Source organism: Mycolicibacterium bacteremicum (genome assembly GCF_002086115.1).
GTDB lineage: Bacteria > Actinomycetota > Actinomycetes > Mycobacteriales > Mycobacteriaceae > Mycobacterium > Mycobacterium bacteremicum.
Window position 1 is genome coordinate 32573 of the sequence record NZ_MVHJ01000023.1, and the last position, 20024, is coordinate 52596.

The 20024-nt window shown below is 69.1% G+C and carries 15 protein-coding genes; 7 read left to right on the forward strand and 8 right to left on the reverse strand.

Annotated features, from left to right (window positions below; translation table 11 throughout):
- Positions 1-13: 13 nt before the first annotated feature.
- Both BST17_RS21475 and BST17_RS21480 read left to right on the forward strand, forming a co-directional pair.
- Positions 14-610 (forward strand): isochorismatase family protein, encoded by a 597-nt coding sequence (locus BST17_RS21475; RefSeq protein ID WP_083060931.1) that lies wholly within the window; start codon positions 14-16, stop codon positions 608-610.
- Between the two features lie 58 nt (positions 611-668).
- Positions 669-1334, forward strand: coding sequence for a pyridoxamine 5'-phosphate oxidase family protein (locus BST17_RS21480; protein WP_083060969.1), 666 nt, complete (start codon positions 669-671; stop codon positions 1332-1334).
- A gap of 4 nt (positions 1335-1338) precedes the next feature.
- Here BST17_RS21480 and BST17_RS21485 read toward each other — a convergent pair whose 3' ends face one another.
- Positions 1339-4125 carry an FAD-binding and (Fe-S)-binding domain-containing protein gene (locus BST17_RS21485; protein ID WP_083060932.1) on the reverse strand — a complete coding sequence of 929 codons (2787 nt, stop codon included), beginning with the start codon at positions 4123-4125 and terminating at the stop codon, positions 1339-1341.
- A 51-nt stretch (positions 4126-4176) separates the two neighbouring features.
- On the opposite strand from BST17_RS21485, the gene BST17_RS21490 reads away from it, so the two are divergent.
- On the forward strand, positions 4177-4908 hold the full coding sequence (locus tag BST17_RS21490; RefSeq protein WP_083060933.1) for a GntR family transcriptional regulator: 732 nt from the start codon (positions 4177-4179) through the stop codon (positions 4906-4908).
- 29 nt (positions 4909-4937) lie between these two features.
- On the forward strand, positions 4938-5408 hold the full coding sequence (locus BST17_RS21495) for an Rrf2 family transcriptional regulator (protein WP_083060934.1): 471 nt from the start codon (positions 4938-4940) through the stop codon (positions 5406-5408).
- Positions 5409-5410: 2 nt separating this feature from the next.
- On the opposite strand, the gene BST17_RS21500 is transcribed toward BST17_RS21495, so the two are convergent.
- Genes BST17_RS21500 through BST17_RS21510 form a run of 3 tightly spaced genes read right to left on the reverse strand, consistent with a single transcriptional unit; the run spans position 5411 to position 8263 of the window.
- Complete coding sequence (locus BST17_RS21500) at positions 5411-6295, reverse strand: DUF4097 family beta strand repeat-containing protein (RefSeq protein WP_083060935.1); 885 nt, start codon at positions 6293-6295, stop codon at positions 5411-5413.
- Between the two features lie 28 nt (positions 6296-6323).
- A complete protein-coding gene (locus BST17_RS21505) occupies positions 6324-6968 on the reverse strand; it encodes a response regulator transcription factor (RefSeq protein ID WP_083060936.1) in 645 nt (214 codons plus the stop codon).
- Complete coding sequence (locus BST17_RS21510) at positions 6956-8263, reverse strand: sensor histidine kinase (protein ID WP_083060937.1); 1308 nt, start codon at positions 8261-8263, stop codon at positions 6956-6958. The genes BST17_RS21505 and BST17_RS21510 overlap by 13 nt, the downstream gene beginning before the upstream one ends.
- Before the next feature lie 128 nt (positions 8264-8391).
- Here BST17_RS21510 and BST17_RS21515 point away from each other — a divergent pair, with 128 nt between their 5' ends.
- A complete protein-coding gene (locus BST17_RS21515; protein WP_083060938.1) occupies positions 8392-9270 on the forward strand; it encodes an LLM class flavin-dependent oxidoreductase in 879 nt (292 codons plus the stop codon).
- 97 nt (positions 9271-9367) lie between these two features.
- Here BST17_RS21515 and BST17_RS21520 read toward each other — a convergent pair whose 3' ends face one another.
- From BST17_RS21520 to BST17_RS21535, 4 genes are all read right to left on the reverse strand, one after another.
- Positions 9368-9721: a hypothetical protein gene (locus BST17_RS21520; RefSeq protein WP_083060939.1), complete on the reverse strand. Its 354-nt coding sequence runs from the start codon at positions 9719-9721 to the stop codon at positions 9368-9370.
- A 218-nt stretch (positions 9722-9939) separates the two neighbouring features.
- The gene (locus BST17_RS21525; protein WP_083060940.1) at positions 9940-12951 is read right to left on the reverse strand and encodes a PQQ-dependent sugar dehydrogenase; all 3012 of its coding nucleotides are present in this window, start codon (positions 12949-12951) and stop codon (positions 9940-9942) included.
- Positions 12952-13110: 159 nt separating this feature from the next.
- The gene (locus BST17_RS21530; RefSeq protein ID WP_083060941.1) at positions 13111-13458 is read right to left on the reverse strand and encodes a hypothetical protein; all 348 of its coding nucleotides are present in this window, start codon (positions 13456-13458) and stop codon (positions 13111-13113) included.
- A 146-nt stretch (positions 13459-13604) separates the two neighbouring features.
- Positions 13605-14732, reverse strand: coding sequence for a serine hydrolase domain-containing protein (locus tag BST17_RS21535; RefSeq protein ID WP_083060942.1), 1128 nt, complete (start codon positions 14730-14732; stop codon positions 13605-13607).
- A 225-nt stretch (positions 14733-14957) separates the two neighbouring features.
- Between BST17_RS21535 and BST17_RS21540 the strand changes: the two genes are divergently transcribed.
- Together BST17_RS21540 and BST17_RS21545 are read left to right on the forward strand one after the other, a co-directional pair.
- Positions 14958-19193 (forward strand): cadherin-like domain-containing protein, encoded by a 4236-nt coding sequence (locus tag BST17_RS21540; RefSeq protein ID WP_133053567.1) that lies wholly within the window; start codon positions 14958-14960, stop codon positions 19191-19193.
- A gap of 64 nt (positions 19194-19257) precedes the next feature.
- Positions 19258-20016 (forward strand): glutaminyl-peptide cyclotransferase, encoded by a 759-nt coding sequence (locus tag BST17_RS21545; RefSeq protein WP_083060944.1) that lies wholly within the window; start codon positions 19258-19260, stop codon positions 20014-20016.
- The last annotated feature ends 8 nt before the right edge of the window (positions 20017-20024 follow it).

Here is a 20024-nt window from a genome sequence, read left to right on the forward strand (position 1 = left end):
CTAGGCTGAGGCCATGAGCCGCCCCACCCTGCGCAATCTGGATAATCTGCCCGCCGCCGCGAGCCCGCTCAAGGATTCCGCGCTGGTGCTCGTCGACTGCCAGAACACCTACACCTATGGCGTCATGGAGCTCGACGGTGTGCAGGCCGCGCTGGATGAGACGGCCGCACTGCTCGACCGGGCGCGTGCCGCCGGCATCCCGGTGATCCACATCCAACACAACGGCGGGGTGGGCTCGCCGTACGACATCACCGCCGAGATCGGCGGCATCGTCGACTCGGTGGCCCCCCGCGAGGGCGAGCCGGTCGTGGTCAAGCAGTACCCGAACTCGTTCGTCCAGACCGATCTCGACGAGCGCCTCAAGGCGGTGGGCGCCACCAATCTGGTGCTGGCCGGGTTCATGACCCACATGTGCATCAACTCCACCGCGCGCGGCGCGTTCAACCTCGGCTACGCCCCGACCGTGGTCGCCGCGGCGACCGCGACCCGGTCGCTGCCGGGCCCGGACGGAGCAGATGTGCCCGCCGCGGCACTGCAATCGGCGAGCCTGGCCGCGCTGAACGACCTGTTCGCCGTCGTGGTCCCCGATGCTGCCGGCATACCGGGGTGACCCGCGCGGGGAAGAAAACACCGTGCGAAACCGGCCGGCACCGGACAAGCTGTTCACCGTGACCACACCCTCGACACCCTCGACCCAGGTCTCACGCCTGCGGGAGAAACAGCGCACCGCACGCGAGGGCCTCGACGAACTGCTCGACAGCACCCCGCTGGCCACCGTGGCTCTGATCCGCGACGGGCACCCGGTGGCGTTTCCCATCGGGTTCGCCCGCCTCGGTGACGATCTGGTGATCCACGGCTCCACCGGTTCGCCGTGGCTGCGCGCGTTGTCCGACGGTGCGCCGGCCGCCGTCTCGGTGACGACGCTGGACGGGGTCGTGGTGGCGCGCAGCGGTTTCGAATCCTCGTTCCACTATCGCAGCGCAGCCCTGTATGGGCGGTTCGAGCAGATCTCGGAGGAGGACAAGCCGGCCGTCCTGGAGGCACTGACCGATGCGTTCATCCCGGGCCGGGTGTCCGAGCTGCGGGCCAGCACGCGGCGCGAGCTCGCGGCGAGTCTGGCGCTTCGCCTGTCGATCACCGCCGACAACTGGTCGCTGAAGGTCAGCGATGGCTGGCCGGAGGATCCCGAGGAGGACATCGCCGCCGGGGCGTGGGCCGGGGTGGTGCCACTGACCGTGACCTACGGCGGCCCGCAACGCGCCCCCGACTGCGATCCGGGCATCCCGGAGCCGAGGTCGGTGCAGACGATGACCGGGCCGCTGCGGCGATGGTGATCGGTCAGCCCAGCCGGGCGGCCAGCAGTTGCGCGAGGTGGATGCCGTGGCGGTCGGTCAGATCGTCGAGCTGGGTGCGGCACGAATAGCCGTCGGCCAGCACCACGGTATCCGGATCGGCGGCCCGCACGGCGGGCAGCAGCTGCTGTTCGGCCACCGCGACCGACACCTCGTAGTGGCCCTTCTCGACGCCGAAATTGCCTGCCAGTCCGCAACATCCGCCGAGCCTGATGACCTCGGCGCCGGCGCCGGCCAGCAGCGTGGCGTCGGTGCCCCACCCCATCACCGAATGGTGGTGGCAATGCGGCTGCGCGACCACCCGCCGGCCCTGCAACGACGGCGGCTCCCAGCCGCGCGCGGTCAGCAGCTCGGCCAGCGTCCGTGTTGCCCCCGCAACGGTCGTCGCGGCTGGGGTGTCCAGCAGTTCGGCGGCATCGGCGCGCAGCACCGCCGTGCAGGAGGGCTCCATGCCGACGACCGGGACATCGCGTTCGGCGAAGGGCTGCAGCGCGGTGACGGTGCGGCCCAGTACCCGGCGTGCCGTGTCGAGCTGGCCGGTCGAGATCCAGGTGAGCCCGCAGCACTGCCGGCGGCGGGTCAGTCGCGGTGCGTAGCCCGCGTCCTGCAACACCCGCACGGTGGCGATACCGACCTCCGGGGTGAAGTGGTTGGTGAACGTGTCGACGAACAGCGCCACCTCATCGCCGGGGGCGTCGGCGGGAACGTTCGCGGCGAACCAGGACCGGAAGGTCTGCCTGGCGAAGGCCGGGATGTGCCTGCGGTGGTCGACGCCGGCCGCAGCCAGACCGGCCGACCCGCCCAGTCGGGCGGCGGCATTGATCACACGTGGCGCCACCCTGGCCAATGTCGCCCAGCGCGGCAGCCACCCCAGCGAATAGTGCGACGGCGGGCGCAGCCGGCCCTTATAGCTCTGGTAGAGCACCTCGGATTTGTAGGAGGCCATGTCCACACCGGTGGGGCAGTCGGAGGCGCAGCCCTTGCAGGACAGGCACAGATCGAGTGCCTCGTGGACCTCCGGCGCGCGCCAGCCGTCGCGGACGTCGGTGCCGTTGATCATCTCCTGCAGCACCCTGGCCCGGCCCCTGGTGGAGTCCTTCTCCTCGCGGGTGGCCAGGTACGACGGGCACATCACCCCGCCGGTGCCGGTGTTGTCGGCGCGGCACTTGCCGACACCGGTGCAGCGATGCACCGCCTGGGTGAAGTTGCCGCCGTCATGCCGGTAGGCCAGCGCCAAGTTCTGGCGCACCAACGGGGCCGCCGGGATACGCAGGTCGGCGTCCAGCGGGGCCGGGTCGACGATCACCCCCGGGTTCAGCAGGTTGTGCGGGTCGAAGGTCTGTTTCACCGCGGCCTGCAGCGCCAGCGCCTCCGGGGAGTACATCTTGGACAACAGCTCCGAGCGGGCTCGGCCGTCACCGTGCTCGCCGGACAGCGATCCTCCGTAGCCGACCACCAGATCGGCTGCGGCGAAAAGGAAGTCGCGAAAGACCGCGGTACCACCGGGGCGGTCCAGCGGCAGGTCGATGCGCACATGCATGCAGCCGTCCCCGAAATGACCGTATGGCATGCCGGTGACGTCGAATTCGGCCATCAGCGCGTCGAAATCGCGCAGGTAGTCCCCGAGCCGGTCGGGGGGGACGGCGGCGTCCTCCCAGCCGGCGTGGGCCGGCCTGTCGCGCACGCTACGCGCGGACAGTCCGGCTCCGTCCTCGCGGATGCGCCAGAGCGCCGCGGCCTTCACCACATCCTCGACCACCAGGAAATCGACTGCCGCGCAGGTGGCTCCGACACGGGCGGCGCGGTCCCTGGTCTCGGCGAAGGTGTCGCCCACCACTTCCACGAACACCCAGGCGGCGCCGGACGGCAACGGTGGCACGGCGGCGGGTCCCTTGCGCTCCCGGACGATGTCCACGATGCGGGAGTCGATCCCCTCGCACGCGGTCGGGCGGTGCTCCAGGATGGCGGGGGTGGCATCGCCCGCGGTGGCGATGTCCGGGTAGCCCAGCACGACGAGCATGCGATGCGGGGGTTCGGCGACCAATCGCACGGTGGCCTCGGTCAACACGCTCAGGGTGCCTTCGCTGCCGGCCATCAGTCGTGTGACGTCGAATCGGTGCTCCGGCAGCAGCGTTTCCAGCGCGTAGCCGGACACCTGACGCCCGAAGCGGCCGAACTGGGTGCGGATTGTGCCGAGTCCGGCGCGGGTCACGGTAGCCAACTCGTCGAGCACCGCCGAGGAGGTCTGGCCCGGGCCGAGGGTCAGTTCCTCGCCGGAGGCGGTCAGTGCGCGCAGTCCAGCCAGGTTGTCGGAGGTTCGACCGTATCCCAATGCCCTTGAGCCGCAGGCATTGTTACCGATCATGCCGCCGATGGTGCAGCGGGTGTGGCTGGACGGGTCGGGGCCGAACCGCAACCCGTGTCCCAGCGCGGCCTTCTGCAGGACGGCCTGCACGGTGCCGGGTTGCACGACGGCGGTGCGGGCCTCGGGGTCGATCGAGACGACGTTGTTCATGTGCCGGCTGAAATCGAGCACCACCCCTGCGCCGACGGCATTGCCGGCGATGGATGTGCCGGCGCCGCGGGCGGTGATCGGGACGCCCTCCGCACGGCACACCGACAGGGTCGCGGCCACCTCGTCGGCGTGGGCCGGGAACACCACTGCCCGCGGGGTGACCCGGTAGAGCGAGGCGTCTGAGGAATAGAGGGCCCGTGAGGTGCCGTCGTCCCGGACGTCTGCGATGCCCGCCGCCCGCAACGCATCTTGTAGCATGCTACAAACCCTAGCATGCTACGAAGTGGCGAACCGCGTTAGAGTGCGCACATGACCGACGCGCAGCCGTTGCAGCTGGCGCCATTGCCGACCGCCGACGGCCGCCGGGACGAACAGGTGATGGAAGCGGTCCGCGCGGCACTGGATGCCGGGGTCATGCAGCCGGGCGTGAAGTATTCGGTGTACCAACTCGCCGCCGCGCTCGGCATATCCCGCACCCCGGTCCGCGATGCCCTGCTGCGCCTGGAAGAGGTGGGCCTGGTCAGCTTCGAGGCGCGCCAGGGGTTCCGCATCCAGCTGCCCGACCCTCGCGAGATCGCCGACATCTTCGCCATCCGGCTCGCGCTCGAGCTACCTGCGGTGTCGCGGGCGGCGCGGATCTGCGACGACGCCCTTGCCGGCCGGCTGCGCGACCGGATGGCGGCGATGGACGCGGCGCGCTGCGCCGGCGATGTGCGGACCTTCGCCCAGCAGGATCAACTGCTGCACGACGACATCCTGGCCGCCGCAGGCAACGCGCGCTCCCGGGGCATCGTGCGGTCGTTGCGGGAGTCGACGCGGTTGCTCGGCGCCACGACCGAACGGGCGATGTCCGATATCGACGCCGAACACCGCCCGGTCGTCGACGCGATCATCGCGCGGCGGCCGACGGATGCGGTGCGCGCGATGCAATCCCACCTGACCTCGACCGGCAGGCTGCTCGTCGAGCAGGCGGTTCGCGATCAACGCTATGACGTCGACGCCGGCCGGGTCTGGGCCGACGCGGTCGGCGAGACGCCGTAACCCGGACCCCGGATGGCACAATTCGCGGTATGCGGATGTCGGCGAAGGCGGAGTACGCCGTCCGCGCCATGATCCAGTTGGCCACCGTCGACACCGGCGAACTGGTGAAGACCGACGATCTGGCCAAGGCGCAGGGCATCCCGGCGCAGTTCCTGGTCGACATCCTCTCCGACCTGCGCACCGACCGGTTGGTACGCAGCCACCGCGGTCGCGACGGCGGTTACGCGCTGGCCCGCCCGGCCGCCGAGATCAGCATCGCCGACGTCCTGCGCTGCATCGACGGTCCGCTGGCCAGTGTGCGCGACATCGGTCTGGGAGATCTGCCCTACTCGGGTCCGACGGCCAAGCTGACCGATGTGTGGCGGGCGCTGCGGGCCAGCATGCGTGCCGTGCTGGAGGAGACCAGTCTGGCCGATGTGGCCTCGGGAGCGCTGCCGGACCACGTCGCCGCGCTGGCCGGGAACTACCTTGATCAGGAGGCCCAGCGCGGCCACGGCTGAGCTCAACGGCCGGCGCTCCGGTCCGTCTCGACGGACACCTCACCGTTCTCGGAACGGACGGTCACCTCGGCGGCCGCGTCGCCGGTGTCGGTCGTCTCGGGTACCCGCACCCGGGAGGCGCCCGTACCGGACTGCGCCCGCACCAGATACGGACCCGGCGGCGGTAGCGCGACGGATACGTCACCGTCGCGGGTGCTGGCATCGATACGCCGCGGCGCATCGGCGAAGCGCACCTGCACATTGCCGTCCAGCGTGCTGGCGGTGAACGATTCGCCGACCGAGATCGGCTGACGGGCACGGATATCGCCGTTCTGGGCGCGGACCTCGACGCGCCGAACCGCGCCCCGCAGCACCACCGAACCGTCGGTGGTGGTGGCGGTCAGTTCGTCGAGATCGGCCTCGGCCATCAGCACGCCGGTGTCCTGGCGGACGGTGACCGCCAACTGCCTGCCCAGTTCCGGTGGCACGGTGACGGTGATCTCGCCGGGATCGCCCCAGGCCAGGAAGCCCGTCTGTCCCTGCACCCGCAGCACGGTGCCGTTGGCGTCATCGGTGACGGTCAGTTCCTCGCGCTCGCTGCGGTCGGTGGTCACCATCCGGACGTCGGCATGCGGCTCGGCCGCGTTGCGGTCGGCGACGATGCGAACGGCCATCGGTGACGCCGCGGTGTCGATGGTGAGCGCACGCATGTCCGGGGGCAGGCTCTTGTGGTCGGTGACCAACCGGAACGCGCTCAGGCCCACCGCAGCCGTGGTCAGCAGGGCCAGCGCGATCACCAGGACCGCGGCACCGGCGATCACCAGTGCGGCACGCAGGGCGGTACGCCCGCCCGGGGACAGCTGCGGCGGGCCGGCCGGCGCAGGTGGATCGATCAAAGTCGTGGTCACGATGTCCCTCTCGGGTCGATGGGGCGGATCAGGATTCCAGGAAGCGCAGCACGGCGAGCACCCGCCGGTTCTCGCTGTCATCGGGCGCCAGCGCCAACTTGGCGAAGATCGAGGCGATGTGCTTCTCGGCCGATCCGACCGAGATGTGCAGGGCCGCAGCGATGGCCGAGTTGGTCTTGCCTTCGGCCATCAGCTGCAGCACATCCCGTTCGCGGGCGGTCAGGGTGTCCAGCGCCGCCCGCCGCCGGGAGCGCACCAGGATCTGGGACACCACCTCCGGGTCGAGCACCGTCCCGCCACCGCCGACGACGCTGACCGCGTCCAGGAAGGCGGGCACATCGGCGACCCGGTCCTTGAGCAGGTAGCCGAAACCCCTGGTGTCCGAGGCGATCAGGTCCGCGGCATAACGTTCCTCGACGTAATGTGACAGGACCAGCACCGGGGAGTCCGGGTTCTGCGAACGCAGCAGCGCCGCGGCGCGGATGCCCTCGTCGGTGAACGTCGGCGGCATCCGGACGTCCAGGATGGCCAACTCCGGGCGTTCGTCGTTGACGATGCGCAGCAGCTCGGTGGCATCCGGTACCCCGGCGACGATCTCGTGTCCGGCGTCGGCAAGGATGCGTTCGATCCCGGCGCGCAGCAGCGCCGAATCCTCGGCGATCACGATGCGCATGGCAGCACCGCCGTCACGATGGTGGGGCCGGTGACCGGGCTGGACACATCGAAGGTGCCGCGGGCCGCCCGCACCCGCTCGGCCAGGCCGCGCAGACCGGTCGCATCCTCGTCGACACCGATGTGCGCGCCACCGCGGCCGTCGTCGAATATGGTGACGTACAACGAATTCGATGCCTCGTCGAGTCGCACGGTGACGACGGCCTGGCCCGCGCCGGCGTGTTTGGCGACGTTGGTCAGCGCCTCGGCGACCACGAAGTAGGCGCACGCCTCGACCTCGGCGGGCAGCCGGTAGGGCAGATGGATGTCCAGTGTGGTTGGCACTCCGGCGGTTTCGGTGCGTTGCACCACCGCGGACAGGGCGGCGTCCAGCCCGCGGTCGGACAGGATGGTCGGTGCGATACCCCGGACCACGTTACGCAGTTCGGCCAGCGCGCTCATCGCCTCGGTGTGCGCCTCGGAGATGAGTGTGCGGGCCGCGGACGGATCGTTGTCCAGCTTGGTCTGCGCCAGCCCGATCGTCATCGCCAACGACACCAGCCGAGGCTGCACACTGTCGTGCAGGTCCCGCTCGATGCGGTGACGCTCGGTCTGCGCCGAGGTCAGCGCACCCGCACGGGCCTGCGACAGCGCGCTCACCTCGTGCTTGAGGGCGGCCGTCGGGGATGCCGACAGCAGCCACCGGTCGATCCTGGCGTCCAGAGCCGGCGCCAGGATCAGGATCACCACGGCGGCCACCAGTGCCAGCACCGCGAGCACCCAGGTCAGTACGGGCGACAGGAACCGCAGGCCGGCGTCGTCATCGCTGCGCTGGATCGCCAGGGCCGCCGCCGGACCGAGGAAGGCGAAGCTCAGCAGTGCCATCGCCAACCCGACCGCCAGCAGGTCGTAGAGCATCCGGAGGAAGTGCTGGGAGGTGGCCTTCCAGAACCGGGTGCCACTGATATCGAGCCACAATTGATGCGCCCACCCCTGGAACCCGGTGTAACCGGTGCGGGCCCGGGGCGGCACGGGGATCTGCAGCCCGAAGACCGCCTCGCTGCGCACCCGCTCGACTTTCTCGACCCCGCGCATCAGGTAGACGAACACCACGCCGGCGAGCAGGAAGCCCACGATCGAGAAGATCGAGGACACCCCGATGACGATGATGGACAGCGGAATCCACAGCCACACGACGGCCGCGAAGGCGCCGGTGAGCATCGACGCCGTCGGCACGACGCCGATGTGATCGATGCGGCGGCGGGCCGGTGGCTCGGCGGTGACGGTGACCGGAGGCTCGGACGTGATTGCGACCATGCCCTAAACCTATGGACTCCGTGGCCACGGCGACACCGCGTTTCCCCGCGAGCCCGGTGGGGGTTAACCCCCGGTTTCGCCGCCGCGCAACGGCACCGCGTGCCAGAATCGCCGACGTGCGAGTCGGAATGACGATGCCGGTGATGGAACCGGACCTGGACGCAAAAACGCTGCGGACCTGGGCAGAGGTGGTCGACGATGGTCCCTTCTCGGCGCTGTGCTGGGGCGAGCGGGTCGCATTCGACAACCCGGACTCGCTGACGTTGCTCGGCGCGCTGGCGGCCTGGACCGACCGGGTGCGGCTGGTGACGACCGTGATCGTGCCGCAACTGCACAACCCGGTGGCGCTGGCCAAGGCGCTGGCGACCGGCGACCTGATCAGCGGTGGCCGGCTGACCGTGGGGCTCGGGGTGGGCGGGCGACACGAGGACTACCACGCCGCCGGGGCGGACCCGGCAACGCAGACGATTCGCGCGATGTCCGAGCGGGTCGCGGTGATGCAGCGGGTGTGGGCGAGGGAGAAGGTCACCGATTCGGTGCTGCCGGTCGGCCCGCCACCGGTGCAGGCGGGCGGTCCGGAATTGTTGGTCGGCACGATCGGTCCGAAGACGGTGCGCAGCGCCGCCGGGTGGGCGGCCGGTCTGGCCGGCACCACCTTGGATCTCGATCTCGACAAGCAGAACGAGCTGTTCGATGTCGCGCGCACCGCATGGGCGGACGCCGGTAAGCCCAAACCCCATCTGGCGACGTCATTCTGGTTCGCCATCGGCGAGCCGCAGGCCGCCCGGGCCCAGGTGCACCGGCATCTGCTGCGCTACATGAACTGGATTCCGGCCGAGTTCGTCGATGCCATCGCGCCGACCACCGGGTGGTCGGGCAGCCCCGACGAACTACTCGAGACACTGCGCCGGTTCGCCGAGATCGGCACCGACGAGGTGCATCTCATTCCGACCTCCGATGACATCGAGCAGGTGCACCGGGTGGCCGAAGTCGTTGCCGCACTGTGACGTTGTGCCGAGCGCACATGGCCGACGGGCGGGGGACGTCGCGCGTGACGAATGTGCGCCCGGCACAACGGGATCAGGGCCGGGATCAGGGCCGGGATCAGGGTGCCAGCGGGGTCCAGTTGCCGATCGGCGGGTCGAAGGTGAACTCGCCGTTGGATTCGAGGTTGAACGGCGCAGCCTTGGAGCCGACCTTGGCTTCGACGGTGTCGGCGACCTTGCCCTGGGCGCAGACAACTTCCTTCTTGCAGTCGCGTACGGTGCCCTGGGCCTCCACCTCGCCGTAGGGGGCCGCCCGTACGGCGTTGTCCCCCTTGTGTGCAGGGGTGTCGATGGTCACTTCGGGTGACGGGGAGACCTCGGCGATGTCGGCGCTGGCCACCGCGCTACTGAGGCTGAGCAGTGCCGCGGCGGTCAACATGCCGAGCGCGGTGAGGGAGAGCGGCTTGGTCAATTGCCTGTCCAATCATCGTGTGTCGTGCCGAGAAGATGATGGCGACGGTACGGAGCTGACCGGGTCTGCCGCGAGTCGAGACGGCCATTTTCAACGACCTCGTACGAAGCCGACCGCAAAACCCCAGAAATACCTCGATTCCTGTGGCTGTGCTCCATAACGGCTGTGCACCCTGGGAAGTGATCCCAGGGTGCACAGCCGTCACAGATCCGGTGAGCCTAGACCGCCAACACCGCCGGGGCCGGCACGTAATTCACCGTGTAGCTGGTGGCGCTGCCCGGGGCGGTGATCACCTGGGTGGCGCTGCCGCCGTGCCCCCAGCTGCCGAACACGTACTGCTGGCCGTCGATGGTCTGCGGGGAGATGGCACCCAGGGTCCGCTCGACGCCGACGACCGCCATCTCGGTGTAGGGGCCGGTATGCGGAATACCGTCGAGGGTGTACCTGCCACCGGGGACGTTGGTGCCGAAGGTGAGTTCCACCAGGTTCGGGTGAATCTCCTTCTGTACCACCGTCTGCAGTCCGCTGCTGTCGGTCACCGTGAGGATCACGTTGTACCAGGTATTGGAAAGCTGGTGGAAGTCGCGCGGGATGTCGAACGCCAGCTCGGTGCCCTGAACCTCGTTGATGAACGGGTGGGTGTGATCGGCGTGGTGGAAGACCACTTTCCAGGAGAACGAGCTGCCGTCCAGAGGCCCGTCCTGGGGATCGGAACCCGTCGCGCTGAACGACACGGTGTCACCGGCGTTGTACATGTAGTCCTGGCCGGCCGGGACGTCGAAATCGGCGACCGGCGGCGTGCTGCCGACCACGATGCGCTGGGTGCTGACGCTCTGCTTGCCGCCCTCGTCGGTGACCGTCAACGTGACGGTGTAGGCGGTGAAGGAGCCGGTGTTGGTGAAGGTGACCGTCGGGGCGACGTCGGTGGAGCTCTGCCCGTTACCGAAATTCCACGAATAGGTCAGCGTGTCACCGGCATCCGGATCGGTCGAGTTGCCTGCGTCGAAATTCACCGTCAGGCTGTTCCCGGTCCCGGAGGTGGCCGAACTGTCGATCACCGCCACCGGTGACCGGTTCCCGCCGGACGGGGTGATGATCTGCAGCGAGCCCGGGTAGATGTTGAGCTGATAGATCTCACCGTTGGGGCCCTGGGTCAGCTTGACCACCGAGCCGGCGCCGGTGTCGATGGTGCGCTCGCTGATCAGGCTGGTGTACTCGTCGTCGAAGGTCAGCTCCCGGATCCAGCCCAGCGAGTAGTCGGCGATCCAGACCTTCTTCTGGCCGGCCACCGGTGATCCGTCGTTGTAGACCATGACCGCGGTGATGGATCCGTTGCCGGCACCCTGGGCGTGCGGGTAGGCATAGATCGGGTCGGCGAAACCGCCACCCTCGGCGCCCTCGGTCAGTGGCCAGCCGTAGTTGGCACCGGGCTTGATCAGGTTGAGCTCTTCCCAGTCGGCTTCGCCGACATCGCCGGAGAGCACCGCCCCGGTGTCGGGATCCACGCCGAACCGGAACGGGTTGCGCAGGCCGAGGGCGTAGATGCGGTTGGTGTTCTCGTCACCGCCCTCGACATAGAACGGGTTGGTGTCCACGCCGGTGCCGTCCCGGTTGATGCGCAAGATCTTGCCGTGGATGTTGGTCAGGTCCTGGGAGTTCTCGCTGGGCCGGGTGTTGTTGCCGACAGCCCAGTACAGGTACTGTCCGGTCGGGTCGAACTCCAACTCGCCGCCGTGGTGAAAATCGTTGGCCGACAACGTCGATTCGACCAGCGTCTGCTCGTCGGAGAGCACGTTGCCGATCAGCTTGAAGCTCGACAGCTGGTCGTAGTTGTCGGCGTTGGTGTAGGCGACGTAGATGGTCTGATAGCCCTCCGCATCGCTGTCCCAGAAGTTCGGGTCCACCTCGATGCCGATCAGGCCGCGCTCACCGTTGGCGGTCACCACCGACAGATTCGTCAGTGTGGTGAGCGTCTTGGTGTGCGTGTCGTAGAGCTTGATCGCACCGCCTTTCTCGGTGATCAGGATCTGATGGATGTGGTCGTCATCGCCGTCGTGCATGATCAGCTCGAAGTCGGTCGGCTCCTGCAGACCGGAGATCAAGGTGGTGCGATCGAACTCCTCGGGCAGCCCCGCCCGTTCCTGGCATTCGGCCAGGAATGCGCCGATCTGGGCCGAGATGTTGCGGCCCCAAGGGGAATTGCCGATATCGGCGACCCACTGGCTGGCGTTGGTGGTGACCTGGTTGACCCACTGGCCGAGCAGCGACCGGTTGAAGGCGGCCACGGCGTAGTCCACCTGTCGGCGGGCCCAGCCCAGCACGGTCCACAGCATGGTGTTCTGCAGTGGATTGGCCGGTGCGCCCTCGGCCGAGACGGCCGGCGCCATCAGGCCGTTGAGGAAGCCGAGCGCGCCGTTGATCAGACTGCAGGCGCAGGTGATGACGGCGCGCTGGGTGGACACGAAGACCTGGTTGGGCGTCGGCAGGCGCAGCGCCGTGCCGATCGCCTTGCCCCAGTCCTGCAACGAGCTGGGGGCGGCGGTGGAGGCATGCAGCGGCGTGATGACCGCTGCCGCCGTGTGGATGCCCGATCCGGTGGCCGCCGGCTGCGACAGTGCGGCCGGGCTGAGGTCGGCCTCGTGGGCGGGATCGGACGTCGCGGAGTCGCTACCGGATGCCTGCGGCGCGGCCGGGACGGCCGGCTCCACCGGAACGCTCGGCTCTGCGGGAACCGTCGGTTCGGTGGGGTCGGCGCCGTCCGAGCCGTCCTGCGGATCCTCCGCGGCCTCGCCGGTGTCCTCGTCGTCGGTGTCTTCGTCGTCGGTGTCTTCGTCGTCGAGGTCCGTCTCGTCCTCGGGGTCGTCCTCATCCTCGGTGTCGGTCTCGGTGTCGGGATCGTCGGCGGCCGCATCAGGGTCGGTGTCGGCCGCGGGGCCCTCCGCGCCGGCCGCGCCGGTACCCGAACCGCCTGTGCCCGTGCCGCTCCCGGCGGTACCCGACGAGTCGGTACTGGTGTTCGATGATGTGCCGGTGGTGTCGGCCCAGGCGACGCCACCGTTGGTGGCCATCGCGCCGAATACCCCGAGCGCCAGCGCGAGTGCGCCGACGCGCCCGACGTAGCGGGCGTGGGTGGAGGCCCCGCCGCCGCGTCCGCCGACAGCGGTCCCCGACCGATTGTCGGTGGTGTTGCCGGCGTGCAGGCAGCCGTGGCCAAAATCGATCGAACTCACTGGACACATCCCCCGGGAATCACATGATTGCACCAGGTCTGGTGCCGTGGTCAATCTTGCACCAGAGGTCGGATATTTGTGAGTTGGTTCGACAGGAAATTGCCGAACATTCAATCAGGGGCGTCGCGCGGTGGACAACCCCGGTGCGGTGGGGCGGACTTACCAGGCGCCGATGGGCGGATCGAACACGAACGATCCGTTGGCCTCCAGGTTGAACGGGGCGGCGTGCGAGCCGACGATCGCCTTGGTGGTGTCGCGCACCTCGCCCTGGGCGATGACCTCGCCCAGGTCGGCATTGCGGGTCTCGCCGAGCCCGCGAGCCTCACCGTAGTCCGCGGACCGCAGCGCATTGTCGTCGATCAGCAGCGCCTGGCGGCTGGTCACCTGGGGCGAGGGAGCGACCTCGGTCACGTCGGCGTTGGCCAGTCCGCTGCCCAGGCTCATGAACGCCGCGGCAGCGGCGATCGATCCGAGCCCGAGGGCCGTGATCTTGTTGGTGCTGTACATCTTCGATGTCCCTTCATCGTGCAGCCCGGGGGGACTGATGGCGATGACGGTACGACGGTTGTGCCCCGGATGCGGGGTCGAGGAGCCCGTTCCCAACCACCTCACAGCAAATCGGACAACAGTCCCCAGATTCGGGGGGAAAGCTGTCAGGACGCTGCGAGGTCGTAGCGGTGTTCAGGGGTGACGATCTCGGTCAGCGCCGTGGCGATCTGGCCCGCCGCATGGTTCTCGGGCACATCGGAGTTGACCGATACCACCAGCGTCGCGTCCCGGGCCGGCAGATAGACCAGCACGGTGGTGTATCCCGGGATGTCGCCGTTGTGCCCGATCCAGCCATGGGTGTCGAAGATGGCGAACCCGTATCCGACGCCGGGCGCGGCTGGGCTGAGACCGGCCAACCGGTCCGTCTGGGTGGCCGGGGCCAGCAGCGCCCCGGTGCCCACCGCCCTGGCCCAGGTGCGCAGATCGGCGGTGGTGGAGACGATCTTGCCCGCCGCGTCCGCCCACGCCGGGTTCCAGAAGGTCGCGTCCTGGACCGCGGCGCCGGGCGGGCGGACGTACCCGTGGGCGAACGGTGCCGGCATCACACCATCGGACGGGTAGGACGTGCGGTCGAGGCCGAGGGGCGCAAAGATGTTCTGCCGCAGATATTCACCGAACGGCAGCCCGCTGACCTTCTCCACCACCAGAGCCAGCAGCGCGGTGTTGGTGTTGCTGTACTGGTACTTCGCTCCGGGAGCGAAGTTGGGCGGCTGGGCGAAGGCGATCTGGAGCAGCCGGCCGGGCGTCTGGGCGAACGCGTCCGGTCCGGTGGGTGACTGGGCGAACAGGTCGGCGGCCCACTCGTCGTTCTCGCTGTAGTCACAGAGCCCGCTACGCATCCGCCCGAGCATGTCCAGCGTGATCTGCTCGCCGTTGGGCACGCCGTCGACATAGCGGGCGATCGGGTCGGTCAGCCGGATGCGACCCTGATCGACCAGTTGTAGGACCGCGGTGCCGGTGAAGGTTTTGGTGACGCTGCCGATCCGGGTGTGGTGCGCCGGCGTCAGCGGACTGCCGGTGCCGGTGTCGGCGACGCCGACGGCACGGTCATAGTCCAGTGCGCCCGGCACCACGAATGACACCAGCGCGCCGGGTACTCCCATCTCGGCGATCTTGTCGGCGAGCGCCCGGTCGAGCCGGGCGGTCAGGTCGGGTTCGGCCGCCGCCGACGGCGCGGTCGGCGCCCCGGTCAAGATCAGCGCAGCGATCACGCTGACGCCACGGATGACCATGCGCACAGCGCCCACCCCTCATCGCCGGAACGTGCGCTCAGCATATCCCCGCGACGGCATTCCGGGGTGGTCGACGAGTGTTGCCCAGGCCGTCGCAGCAAATTTACCAAGGTGACAACACGGGCGGGTGGCGCGGCCTACACTCCGCAGCAAATGCACTGTCCCGGCAAAGCTGATCTGCGTCCGCGCTCAGCCGATCGCGCCGGGTGGCAATGGGGAGTGATCATGCAGTTGCGCTACGCCACGTATGTCGGACGGGTGGGCGCGCTGGCCGTCGCCCTCGGGATCGGCTCGGCGGTGAGCATGCCGGCGGGGGTGGCGTGGGCGGCACCCGCGGACTCGTCTGCGGCGTCGGAGTCCACCGGGTCCACCGGGTCCGCTGCCGACAGCACCGACGACGGCGCCCATCCCGACACCACGAACCCCGACGCGAACGACCCCGACGCGAATGACCCCGGCGCCAATGACCCCGGCACCACCGGATCCGACTCCACGAACCCCGATACCGCCCCCGACACCACCGACATCACCGAGCCCGACGGCACCGATCCCGCCGATCCCGCGGCAGAGGATCTGCCGCAGGCCGGATCCGACCGAGCCGGCGATCATGACAGCGAACCGGTCCGCACACGCACGACCCGCCTGGCCGAGCAGGCCGAAGCGGCACCCGCCGAGCGCGACACCGAACAATCCGAGGACGTCACCGTCACCCCGGCGACGACCGTGGACGCGCCCGTGACCGGTGCCGCGGCGGTGACCGCGACCCCGCCGCCGGTGCTCGACGCCCCGGTTGCTGCCGCGAAACCGGTGGTGGCCAACCCGATCCACGCCGTCGGGGCGTTGTTCGCGGCGGCGGTGCGTCCGTTGGTGGCGCCGTTGTTCGGCGTCCTGGACAACGGTTTCGCACACTCGCCGCTGGCGTGGGCGCTGCTGGCCGCCGCCCGCCGCCAGCTGGGCCTGCCCGAACCCGCTGTGGCGCAACGTGTGCAGGCCGTGACCGCCGCCGCCGTCGATCAGCCGCCCACCGCGACGGTGCTCTGGGGCCGACCCGACGCCACCACGGGCACCGTGGTCGGCAGACTGCTGGCCACCGACCCGGAAGGCAAGAAGGTCGCCGTCGCCGTGACCGGCGGCCAGGTGCCCGGCACCTTCTCCTACAACGCCAAGACCGCCGTCGTCACCTATACGCCCACCACGGCGCAGCGCTTCGCCGCGTCGGTGTCACCGAGTCCCGACGACACCGTCACAATCACGCTCAAGGTGACCGACGGCGTCAACGCGGTGACCGTGCCGGTGGCGATCCCGGTCAGTCCGTCCCCGTTCTTCGCCGCCGGTCAGCTGTCTTCCGGTGACCCGTCGGCCGTCACCATTGCGGGCACCCGCGCCTACGTCACCAATCGCGCCGCCGGCACCATCACCGTCTACGACACCATCACGACAGGAGTCCTCGCCACTTACCAGTCCGGGGTGGCCGCACCCGACGGCATCGTGGCCAAACGCGATGGCAGCCGGCTCTACGTATCCAGCTCCACGGGGAACACGGTGACGGTCATCGACGCCAGGACCGGTGCGTTGAAGGGCTCGATCGGTGTGGCCAATCCGACCGCGATCGCCATCAATCCCAGTGGCAGCGTCGTGTACGTCGCCAACGGTGCGGCGGGCACCGTCACCAAGATGAACACCTCCACCAACAGGGTCGCCGGGACCGTCCGGCTGTCGGCCGGGGTCACCCCGACCGAACTGGCCGTGAGCGCGGACGGTAAGCGCATCTTCGTCGTGGGCCGCACCGGCACCGGCGGAGAGCTCTCGGTGTTCGGCTCATCCTCCGGCACGGCCGGCGTGCTCACCGAACTCGCGGCGGCGCCGACCGGACTGGCCTTCAGCCAGGCGCTGCAGAAGATCTACGTCACCGACGCCGCGGGCGGCCTGACCATCTACGACGCCATCACCAAAACGACGGGGACGTTGGCGATCGGCCACCCGCTGTCCGGGCTGGTGCTCACCAAGGACAACAGCGCCGTGCTGGTGACCACGGCCACCGGGATGGTGGCGGCTCTGAGCACCCTCGACGGTGCGGTCGTCGGTGTCACCCAGATCGGCATCGCCGACTCCGATGCAGGTGTCACGATCAGTCCGGATGGCACTCAGATGCTGGTGACCGATACCGACACCGGCACCGTGCGGGTCATCTCGCTCGTGCCGCCGAACGTCGCGCCGTTCTCCAACGATCCGTCCTACGTGGTGAGCAATCCGGCGACCGGAACGCTCACCGGCAAGGTCGGTGTGGTCGACTTCGACGGCGACCCGCTGTCGCACGTGCTGACCGTCAAACCCACCAAGGGAAAACTCGTCCTGAACGCCGACGGCAGCTACGTCTACACCCCGACCGCGGCCGCGCGGCATGCCGCCGCCAAGGCCGGGGCATCCGCCGCGGCGACCACGGACACGTTCACCGTGCTGGTCTCCGACGGGCGCCACGGCACACTGAGCCAGACCATCACCGTCGTGATCGCCCCGGCCAACAGGGTCCCCACGGTCACCGTCTCGGTCGCAAACCCGAGCGGCACCGCCGGTCTGGTGAAGGGAACCATCAAGACCGCCGACGGAGACAACGACCGGCGGACCATCACCATGACCGGCGAACCGCAGAAGGGCACCGTCACCCTCGCTTCCAACGGTGCGTTCACCTACACCCCGACGCCGGAAGCGCGGGCCGCCGCACTGGCTGCCGGCGCCACCTACGCGGACCGGATGGATTCGTTCACCGCCACCGTCGACGACGGCTTCGGTGGCGTCGTCCCGATCACCGTACGGGTGCGGATCGGCGGCGCAAACGTCAAGCCCGTCTGGGTCAATCCAGCTGTCAGCACGCCACATTCACGGTCCGGTGTGGTCACCGGATCCTTCGCCGCGACCGACCCCAACGGGGACCCGGTCAGCTACACCGCGGGCAAGGTGGCCAAGGGCACGCTGGTCATCAACCCCGACGGCTCGTTCAGCTACACGCCCACCGCGGCGGCCCGCGCCGCCGCCTCCAAGAAGGGGGTAAGTGCGGCCAGCAAGACCGAGACCGTCACCATCACCGTCAGCGACGGGTTCGGCGGCACCACCACGGCCGCAATGAAATTCACCGTCCAACCCAATCCGCTGACCAACAGTCAACCGACCGGCGGCCAGGGCGTCACCCAACAGACGTCGACGGCCATCGGCACCGTCACCGGCACGGTGTCCGCCGATGACGCCGACGGCGACACCCTGACCTACAACCTCAAGACGGGCCCGGCCCACGGCGTGGTCACGGTCACGACCGCCGGCGGGTTCACCTACACCCCGTACGTCGACGCCCGCTACCGTGCGCTGATCACCGACGGTGCCGACACCGACAGCTTCGAGGTGAGCATCACCGATGGGTTCGGCGGAATCACCACGGCCACCGTCGAAGTCGTGATCGCGCCGCCCGATCCGCAGGCGATCGATCAGCGCGCCACCACCGTTGCCGTGAACACCCAACAGATGTACTTCTACTCCCAGGCCGACACGGACAAGGCGCTCGGACTGCTCAAGGCCGCCGGTGTCGGCACCATCCGGATCATGTTGCCCTGGGCCGGTGTGGAACCCCAGGACGACACCTTCGACTGGTCGGCGCTGGACCGCATGGTCAACAGTGCCAACGCCCAGGGCATCAAGGTGCTGGCCACCATCAACTCCACACCGGACTGGGCCGCCGTGCCGGGCCAACCGGCGTATGCCGGCGAGCCCGCCGACATCGCGGCGTTCGGCGACTTCGTCTCCGCGGTGGCCACCGCCTACAAGGGCCGGATCGCCGATTACGAGATCTGGAACGAACCGAACTACAACGGATTCTGGGCCCCGACGCCGGACGCGGCCAGATACACCGCACTGCTCAAGGCCGCGTACACCGCCATCAAGGCCGTGGACGGCGACGCCACCATCATCGGCGGATCGGTTGCGGCGGTGGCCGAGGGACCGGGCGGACCCGGTATCAATCCGGTGACCTACCTGGCGCAGATGTATGCCGCCGGCGCCGCGGGTTATTTCGACGCGCTGGCCTTCCACCCCTACCTGTACTCCGTGCCGTTCTCGGTGCAGCAGGGTCACGCCGGGGTGCCGTTCGCGCAGGCGCAGCAGCTGTACGCGGTGATGGTGGCCAACGGGGACGGACACAAGAAGATCTGGGCCACCGAGTACGGCCAACCGACCTCCGAGGGCGGCGAGGCGGTGCAGGCCGCCTACGTCGGGGACTTCCTGCGGGCATGGCGCAGTCTGGAGTTCGCCGGTCCGGCATTCATCCACACCATCGCCGACTATCAGCATGAGTACCCGGATCAGGCGACGATGGGCATCTTCCGCGAGGACTGGACGCCCAAGCCGGTGGTGGCGGTGATCTCGGCGGTGATCGCCGAGAACCAGGCGCTCGACGGGCCGGCGCTCGCCCTCTGACGTGCGACGCGCTCTCTGCGCTGACGGCACCGCGCCGGCCCCGGTTCTCGGGTAGAACGGACCCATGAGGCGATCGCTGATGATGTCCGGGCTGCTGGCAGCGACGGTGCTCGCTGCGCCTGCGGCGCAGGCCGACCCCGTTCCGGTCATCGCGCCCACCATTGTCGCGACCGTCCCGCATGATCCCGGCGCGTACAGCGAAGGCCTCGAATTCGACGGCCCGGCGCTCTATGAGGCCACCGGTGAGGTCGGCAAGTCCGAACTGCGCCAGGTCGATCCGGCGACCGGTGCGGTATTGCGTGCCACCCCGCTACCGGATGACTACTGGTCCGAGGGCATCACCATCGTCGGCGACACAATCTGGCAACTGACCTACCGCGATGAAGCCGTCCTCGAATGGGACAAGCCGACGTTGACCGTGCGCCGCGAGATCCCGCTGCCCGGCGAGGCGTGGGGGTTGTGTTTCGACGGCAGTCGCTTCGTGGTCAGCGACGGCACCGACCGGTTGCGGTTCTACGACCCGTCCTTCACCCAGATCGGCACGGTGAGCGTCACTCGCGACGGTCAGCCGGTGCGCGGACTGAACGAACTCGAATGCGTGGACGGTCAGGTATGGGCCGCCGGGTGGCCGCAGGACACCTTTGTGCGTATCGACCCGGGCAGCGGTGCGGTGAATCTGGTTGCCGACGTATCCAACCTGTGGAACGCCGATCAGCGCGACCGCAGCCGGCAGGTGGTCAGCGGTATCGCCCACATCACCGGCGACGAGTATCTGATCAGCGGCAAGGACTGGCCGCAGAGCTATCGGGTGACACTCGGTTAGGGCGCTCC